The sequence below is a fragment of the Vibrio sp. Makdt genome, from assembly GCF_027587015.1.
Classification (GTDB): domain Bacteria; phylum Pseudomonadota; class Gammaproteobacteria; order Enterobacterales; family Vibrionaceae; genus Vibrio; species Vibrio chagasii_B.
On record NZ_JAPPTH010000025.1, the window covers coordinates 63,337 to 71,899 of the forward strand.

General features: G+C 45.1%; 6 protein-coding genes and 1 pseudogene. All 7 read left to right on the forward strand.

The annotated features are described in order from the left end of the window. Positions 1-64: 64 nt before the first annotated feature. Positions 65-841, forward strand: a complete 777-nt coding sequence (flgH, locus tag OH460_RS22655) for a flagellar basal body L-ring protein FlgH (protein WP_186171890.1) — start codon at positions 65-67, stop codon at positions 839-841. Between the two features lie 94 nt (positions 842-935). Further along, complete coding sequence (locus OH460_RS22660; protein ID WP_008218243.1) at positions 936-2,027, forward strand: flagellar basal body P-ring protein FlgI; 1,092 nt, start codon at positions 936-938, stop codon at positions 2,025-2,027. Positions 2,028-2,037: 10 nt separating this feature from the next. Beyond that, positions 2,038-2,955, forward strand: coding sequence for a flagellar assembly peptidoglycan hydrolase FlgJ (gene flgJ / locus OH460_RS22665; protein WP_171762711.1), 918 nt, complete (start codon positions 2,038-2,040; stop codon positions 2,953-2,955). A 211-nt stretch (positions 2,956-3,166) separates the two neighbouring features. After that, the gene (gene flgK / locus OH460_RS22670) at positions 3,167-5,047 is read left to right on the forward strand and encodes a flagellar hook-associated protein FlgK (protein ID WP_269999591.1); all 1,881 of its coding nucleotides are present in this window, start codon (positions 3,167-3,169) and stop codon (positions 5,045-5,047) included. Between the two features lie 9 nt (positions 5,048-5,056). Further along, a complete protein-coding gene (gene flgL / locus OH460_RS22675) occupies positions 5,057-6,247 on the forward strand; it encodes a flagellar hook-associated protein FlgL (RefSeq protein ID WP_269999592.1) in 1,191 nt (396 codons plus the stop codon). Positions 6,248-6,666: 419 nt separating this feature from the next. After that, positions 6,667-7,803 (forward strand): flagellin, encoded by a 1,137-nt coding sequence (locus tag OH460_RS22680; protein ID WP_061034101.1) that lies wholly within the window; start codon positions 6,667-6,669, stop codon positions 7,801-7,803. A 646-nt stretch (positions 7,804-8,449) separates the two neighbouring features. Then, a pseudogene (locus tag OH460_RS22685) lies at positions 8,450-8,563 on the forward strand (flagellin); the annotation flags it as partial.

An 8,563-nucleotide genomic window follows, 5' to 3' on the forward strand; every position in this document is an offset into this window, starting at 1 on the left:
TCGTATTAATCGACGTGTTCGTCACGGCCTACTAATTACCACGACTTGCTGAGAGTATATCGCCATGAAACGTATTTTTTGTTTAGCCCTGTTTTTATCTATGAGCGGTTGTTCTGTGCTTGATCCAATAGAGACACCAGCAGAAGAGAACGCGACCACAGTGGTTGATGCGGTAGAAGGCGATAAATCGGCTCAAGAAAGCTCAGGTATTATCGACACGCTTCGCGGTCGAACGGATCCTATCGCAGGTGATCCTGCATGGGCGCCAATCAACCCAAAACAGAAGCCAGAGCATTATGCTGCGGCAACCGGTTCACTATTTAACGTAAACCATATTGGCAGTATGTACGATGATTCAAAGCCTCGCGGTATCGGTGACATCATTACCGTAGCGCTGGATGAAAATACTCGTGCGACGAAAAAAGCCAATGCGGACATGTCTAAGTCGAACGATGCATCTATGGAGCCTTTGGCTGTTGGTGGTCAAGAGCTGACGATAGACAAGTACAACTTCTCGTATGACCTGAGCAACACTAACACCTTCGCAGGCGACGCATCCGCTAATCAGAGCAACAGCATCAGTGGTTACATTACTGTGGAAGTGATTGAAGTGCTTGCTAACGGCAACCTAGTGGTACGTGGTGAAAAGTGGATGACGCTCAACACCGGCGATGAGTATATCCGCCTAAGCGGCACCATTCGCCCAGACGATATCGACTTCGAAAATACCATCGCTTCAAACCGTGTTTCTAACGCACGAATCCAGTACTCAGGGACCGGCGTACAGAAAGATATGCAAGAGCCTGGATTCTTGGCACGATTCTTTAATGTATCTCTGTAGAGCTTGAGAGGGTGTCGACATACTGACAGCCCGTGTTACTCAACAATATTTCGCTAAGTTATTATTAATTAAAGCAATACAGACAGGTTACTCAATGAAAAAACTGACACTCGTACTATTCGGCATGCTATTTCTTGCCACCAGTGCCCATGCTGCGCGTATTAAAGACGTGGCAAAAGTGGCGGGTGTTCGTAGTAACCAACTTGTTGGTTATGGCTTGGTCACGGGTTTGCCGGGTACTGGTGAGACAACACCCTTTACCGATCAAACATTTAACGCGATGCTGCAAAATTTTGGCATCCAATTGCCGCCTGGCACTAAGCCAAAAACCAAAAACGTAGCGGCAGTAATTGTTACCGCTGAACTGCCGGCTTTCTCTAAGCAAGGTCAGGAAGTTGATGTCACGGTTTCTTCTATCGGTTCGGCAAAAAGCCTACGTGGTGGTACCTTGCTACAAACCTTCCTAAAAGGTCTAGATGGTCAGGTGTATGCCGTCGCGCAAGGTAACTTAGTGGTAAGTGGCTTTAGTGCTCAGGGTAACGATGGTTCTAAGATTGTCGGCAATAACCCTAACGTCGGTATCATCTCTAGTGGTGCAACGGTAGAGCAAGAGATCCCAACGCCATTTGGCCGTGGTGACTACATCACATTCAACCTAATCCAATCAGATTTCACAACAGCGCAGCGCATGGCTGATGCAGTTAATAATTTCTTAGGCCCACAAATGGCTTCAGCGGTCGACGCGACGTCTGTAAAAGTACGTGCGCCTCGAGAAATCAGCCAACGTGTAGCGTTCTTATCGGCAATCGAAAACATTGAATTTGACCCAGCTGAAGGTTCAGCGAAAATCATCGTTAACTCTCGTACTGGTACTATTGTCGTTGGTAAGCACGTGCGCCTAAAAGCGGCGGCGGTAACACACGGCGGTATGACAGTCGCGATTAAAGAAAACTTAAACGTTAGCCAGCCGAATGCATTCTCTGGTGGTCAAACGGTAGTGGTTCCAGATTCTGATATCGAAGTCACTGAAGCCGATGGCAAGATGTTTAAGTTCGAACCTGGCTTAACATTGGATGATTTGGTTCGTGCGGTTAACGAAGTCGGCGCAGCGCCTTCTGATCTAATGGCAATCCTTCAAGCACTGAAACAAGCGGGTGCGATTGAAGGCCAGCTGATCATTATCTAAGGAATAGAGCATGATTAAGAATAACAACGACATCGGCTTTATTCACGACATCGGCAGCCTAGACCGTCTTCGTCAACAAGCAGTAAACGGTGAAGAGGGCAGTGAGAAAGAAGCACTTACCGCAGCGGCAAAACAGTTTGAAGCGATTTTCACCTCAATGTTGTTTAAGTCGATGCGCGATGCGAACTCTAGCTTTAAATCGGATATGTTGAACAGCCAGAACGAACAGTTTTATCGCCAGATGCAAGATGACCAAATGGCGAGTGAGCTCAGTGCGAATGGTTCACTAGGCCTTGCGGATATGATTGTTGCACAGCTAAGTGCGGGTCAAGCAAGCGACGCGACAGAAGATAAGGTTCGCAGTGAAGGTTTTGATACTTCATTGCAGCGACCTCAATACTCAGGCCGTTCAGAAGAGAGAGCACTAGACGTGCAAGCTGCGTCAGCGACTAAACAGCCAGTCTCTTTCGATTCACCAGAATCCTTTGTGACCTCAATGAAGCCTTACGCAGAAAAAGCAGCAAGCGCGCTTGGCGTAGATTCATCTCTATTATTGGCTCAAGCGGCACTGGAAACAGGCTGGGGCTCAAAGATGGTCAAGAACTCTTTAGGCAACAGTAATAACCTATTCAACATCAAAGCAGACAGAAGTTGGAAAGGCGATAAAGTGGCGACTCAAACACTTGAGTTCCATGGTAAAACGGCCGTTAAAGAATCTGCTTCTTTCCGTTCGTACTCAAGTTTTGAAGACAGCTTCAACGACTATGTGAAGTTCTTGAACGAAAACCCAAGGTATGAAACGGCGCTGCAGCACCAAGGAAATTCGGAGAACTTCATCAAAGGTATTCATCAAGCAGGCTACGCAACTGACCCTAACTATGCTGATAAGGTATTGCGAGTTAAAGCTAAGATTGATGAGATGAACTAGGTCATATCGATTGAACATCTAGAGCTTGCCACAGGCAGGCTCTTTTCTTATCTGTCGCTTAAAAGTCAACAGCACCACATATAGTTATCTCTTTATTCTTCAATAAATTAACGCCTTTTAACTCCCTTTCTTCTCTGTTGGCATACATATTGCTTTTTAAACTGGTAGTTAATCAGTTTATCCTGATTTTGTTAAGTTTTTTGGGGGCATTATGGCGTCGGATCTTCTGAATGTAGGGGCACAAAGTGTTCTTACTGCTCAGAGACAGCTAAACACCACAGGTCATAACATTTCTAACGCCAATACAGAGGGCTATAGCCGCCAATCTGTGATTCAAGGTGTTAATGACCCGCGCCAGTACGGTGGTCAAACCTACGGCATGGGTGTGCATGTGGAAAATGTTCGCCGCTCTTGGGATCAATTTGCCGTCAATGAACTTAACCTATCGACAACCAATGCCGCCAACAAAGGCGACACTCAAGGCAACTTGGATATGTTGTCGAGCATGTTGTCTTCGGTGGCTTCGAAGAAGATTCCAGAAAACCTAAATGAATGGTTTGACTCGGTTAAAACCTTAGCCGATACACCGAATGACGTTGGTGCTCGAAAAGTCGTAATAGAGAAGGCTGGGTTACTCAGTAAAACGTTGAATGAATTTCATGAAACGGTTCGTCAACAGTCTGATTCTACGAATAAAAAATTAGATATGGGTATCGAGCGAGTTAATCAACTCGCGATCGAGATCCGTGATGTACAACGCCTGATGATGCGAACTCCAGGACCTCATAACGACCTGCGAGATCAGCATGAAAAGCTAATTAATGAGCTTTCTGGTTACACCAAAGTAACGGTGACACCGCGCTCAAATGCCGAAGGCTTCAATGTCCATATTGGTAACGGCCACACCTTGGTATCAGGTAGTGAGGCAAGCCAGTTAAAAATGGTGGATGGTTTACCTGATGCACACCAGCGTCGCTTGGCGATTGTTGAAGGTAAGTCTTTAAAGCCGATCACCAGCAGTGACATTGATGGAAAAATCGGTGCCATGTTAGACATGCGTGATGAGCACATCCCAGCCATTATGGATGAGCTTGGCCGTTTGGCAACTGCGTTTTCGTACAAGGTTAATGCGCTTCAAGAGCAAGGCTTGGATCTCAACGGCAACGTGGGCAAGAACCTGTTTACCGATGTGAACTCAGATCTGGTGGCAAAATCTCGTGTGACGGCAAGTGGGCAGTCCAAAGCCGATGTAGCCGTATTTATTGATGATACTTCTGCCTTAAAAGGTGGAGAGTACGGTCTCAAATACGATGGTAGTGATTACGTGGTGACCAAGCCAAGTGGCGAAACGGTCAAAGTGAGTACCGATTCAAGCGGCAACGCGTTTTATCTTGATGGTATGCGCGTCGAAATTCGTAATCCGCCTGAACTTGGTGAAAAGCTGCTACTGCGTCCAACGCGTAATTTTGCCGCGCAGATTCACATGGAAACCACAGATCCGAAAGACATTGCCGCACAAAGCTATGAAGCATCCACAACGTTTGCCAAAGGTACCGCTGGCTTCAAAATCCTAGAGGCAGGCCAACTGCGTGAGTTTGAAGTGATTGTGTCACCAAAGGGCGAGCAATTTGCGGTGACGGATCCAAAAGGCAACATCTTAATGCAGCCTCAACCGTATCCGCCACAAGGGCCGGTGACGATTAACGGCACGACCTTCGAGTTAACGGCAGGCGCGTTGGCAAACGACAAATTTACGGCAAACCTTGTCCCATCAGAAGGTGACAATGGCAACTTACGTAAGCTGCAAGATCTCCAAACGGGCAAGATCTTGAACGATGGTGAGTCTACGATTCTAGACCTTTACCACAACCTGAATACCAACACGGGTCTGAAGTCTTCAACGGCCAATCGCTTGAGTGATATTGCGACGTTAGAAAAGCAGTCAGCCCAGGAGCGTATTGCTTCAATCTCAGGGGTTAACCTTGATGAAGAAGCGGCAAATATGATGAAGTTTCAACAAGCGTATATGGCTTCTTCACGCATCATGCAAGCTGCTAACGATACCTTTAATACTATTTTGGCTCTGAGGTAGGAAGTATAAATGTTAAATCGTATATCTAGCTTCCATAACTACCAGTCCGTACAAAATGACTTGCGCCGCCAAGAGAACAAGGTGCATCACAACCAAGCGCAACTCGCTTCCGGTAAGAAGCTGCAGTCGCCAAGTGATGACCCGTTAGCGACGCACTATTTACAGAATATTGGTCAGCAATCAGAGCAGCTTAAACAGTACGTTGATGCCATTACTCTGGTTAGAAACCGCCTTGAGCACCACGAGGTGATGATCGCCAACTCGGAAGGCTTTGCTGATGAAGCAAAACGAACCGTGATGGAAATGATCAACGGCTCGTTGTCACCAGAAGACCGTTTAGCGAAGAAGCGTGAAATCCAAGAGTTAGCGAATAACTTTTTGTACTTAGCGAACTCTCAAGACGAGTCTGGCAACTACACATTTGCCGGTACTAAGCCGAAAAGCCAGCCCTTCTTTCGCGATAACGAAGGAACGGTGACGTATCAAGGCGACGACTATCAGCGCAAGATGCGTGTAGCGAGCAGCTTTGAAATGGCAATGAATGATCCTGGCAGTAAGTTATTTATGGAAATAGATAACCCATTCGGTGACTTTGAGCCTCAGTATGACCTCGAACCTGCGTCTGAATTGTTATTAGAGCGAGCTACCAATCGTTCTAAAGATAGCTCAACCTATAAGGTTACATTCGTTGATATGCAAACAGGAAACTACGCCTACCAGCTTGAAAAAGACGGTGCAGTGGTTGCAGCAGAAGATTTTGATCCTTCGACTGGCATTGTCTACGAAGGGCTAAATATTCAATTTAAAGGGCAGATTACTAAGGGGGATTCGATCACCTTAGAGCCGAGAAAAACGTTCTCTATCTTTGATACGTTCAAAGAAGCTGCCGAACAAGCGGAAAACCCAGTGTCCGATGCGTCGGCAACGGCAAAACTGCATCAAGTGACGGAAGAGTTCCATGCTGCGTTTATTCACTTAACGAAAGCAAGGACGGATGTCGGTGCCCGTTTGAGTACATTGGATATTCAAGAGCAACAACATGAAGACTTTAAGTTGTCTTTGGCGAAAGCGAAAAGCAACTTTGAAGATTTGGATTACTCGAAAGCCATCATTGAATTCAATGAAAACTCTCGAGCATTGCAAGCTTCACAGCAAGCGTTTGGTAAGACAAAAGACCTAACCTTGTTTAACTATATTTAATGATTAATCGGTATTTAGTGGTGAACTACTAAATACCACGGAGTCGATTCTTTGCCTTATGTGCTATGCCATACGAGCGAATGACTTCAAAAATTGCCGCTTTTTCGTACGAGACAAAGTGTTTCTTGATATAGCGGCAAAAAACGGCAACAAGCGGATAGAGGTAGTTTCATCCTCTAGAAGCAAACAATCATAATCGCGTTTAATTTTTTGTAAGTTTTTGATTATTAGTTAATAAAAAAATTATTTATACAAAATTAAACTTGGCATACAACTTGTATCTGTGTTGGTTATAAATGATTAATACAGATCTTAAACCTTGTATAAGGTTTATTGAGTAACATACGGTCAGTGCTTATCCATATGAGAGTAAAGCTGGCCGCTTCGCAGAGAGCTTGCGAACTCATAAGGAGAGCAAAATGGCAGTTAATGTAAGTACTAACGTTTCCGCAATGACAGCGCAGCGTTACCTGAACAAAGCGTCTAATGACTTAGCGACTTCTATGGAGCGTTTGTCATCTGGTCACAAGATCAACAGCGCGAAAGATGATGCGGCAGGTCTGCAAATCTCGAACCGTCTAACGGCTCAGTCTCGTGGTCTTGATGTGGCAATGCGTAATGCCAACGACGGTATTTCGATTGCTCAAACAGCAGAAGGCGCGATGAACGAATCGACTAACGTACTACAACGTATGCGTGATCTAGCGATTCAATCATCAAACGGCACTAACTCGCCGGCAGAGCGTACAGCACTAAATGAAGAGTCAATGGCACTTCAAGATGAGCTTAACCGTATCGCGGAAACCACATCGTTTGGTGGTCGTCGTCTTCTGAACGGTTCATTCGGTGAAGCTTCATTCCAGATCGGTTCTAACTCTGGTGAAGCAATGATCATGGCTCTGACAAGTATCCGTGCAGATGACTACCGTATGGGTGGTACTACGTTCGATTCAGAAAACGCGAAAGATAAGAACTGGGAAGTGCCGCCAACAGCGAGCGATCTTAAGTTTGAATTCAAAACCAAAGCGGGTGAAGACATCGTTCTAGATATCAACACTAAAGCGGGTGACGATATTGAAGAGTTAGCGACTTACATTAATGGTCAATCTGACTTAGTAAACGCATCGGTTACTGATGATGGCCGTTTACAGCTATTCGTAGCGGAACCTGACCTAGATGGCGCTATGTCTATCTCTGGTGGCCTGGCATCAGAGCTTGGTCTTAAGAGCGAAGGCCGTGCAACATCAGTTCAAGATATCAGCCTAACAAGTGTTGCTGGTTCACAGAACGCTATCAGCGTTATCGATTCTGCAATGAAGTACGTAGATTCACAGCGTGCTGATTTGGGTGCGAAACAGAACCGTCTAAGCCACAGCATTAATAACTTGGCAAACGTTCAAGAGAACGTAGACGCTTCAAACAGTCGAATCAAAGATACGGACTTTGCGAAAGAGACGACGCAAATGACTAAATCACAAATTCTGCAACAAGCGGGTACTTCAATACTTGCTCAAGCAAAACAATTGCCTAACTCTGCAATGTCACTATTGCAATAGTTATTGGTTGAACTTGCTGCTCGTGTTCAGACGTGAGCCATGCAGCAAGGGAAACTGGCAAGCATACTTACTATTGGGTGTTTAGCTCTCTCATCTCTCACCTGCTATCCATTTTTACGGTAAGAATGCAACGGCGAGTCGGAAATGTGTTCATTTCTCGATGATCTCCACACAGGCTCTGACGCGCCAACTAGCCCCGGTTCTCTCAAAGGAAAAGGGGCTTTTTCCTTTCTACTGATTGTGTTTTATTTTCCCTTCTAACGATCTTTCTTCGTTTTCTCGCTCTGCTGGTTTTAATTTTCTCTGCCGACTTTGTGAGAGCAGCTCACCTTTTTGCCTAATATTTGTCCGTCTCCAAGAACTTTGGTGATTAATCATTTCTGTACATTGGCCAACTAAAAAGCTAGTTAGAATGTTTTTTGACCAATCAAAGCGCTCTCATTAATAGAAATCTATAGTTATTTTAGAAAGTTGAATATTTTAAGTGATTGAAAATTAATTAATTAATATTTTTTTTGTGGTTTTTTTAAAGTTTTCCTAAAGCTTCTGATTTTCGCGCCGTTATTAAAAGTAACTTTGAGAGAACTACTTGGTTTTCCGAGACGTCGGAAACCGCAATACCGGAAAATCAATTGGAGAAATCACCATGGCAGTGAATGTAAATACAAACGTTTCAGCGATGACTGCGCAACGTTACCTAAACAACGCAAACAGCGCACAACAAACATCAATGGAGCGTCTAGCTTCTGGCTCTAAAATT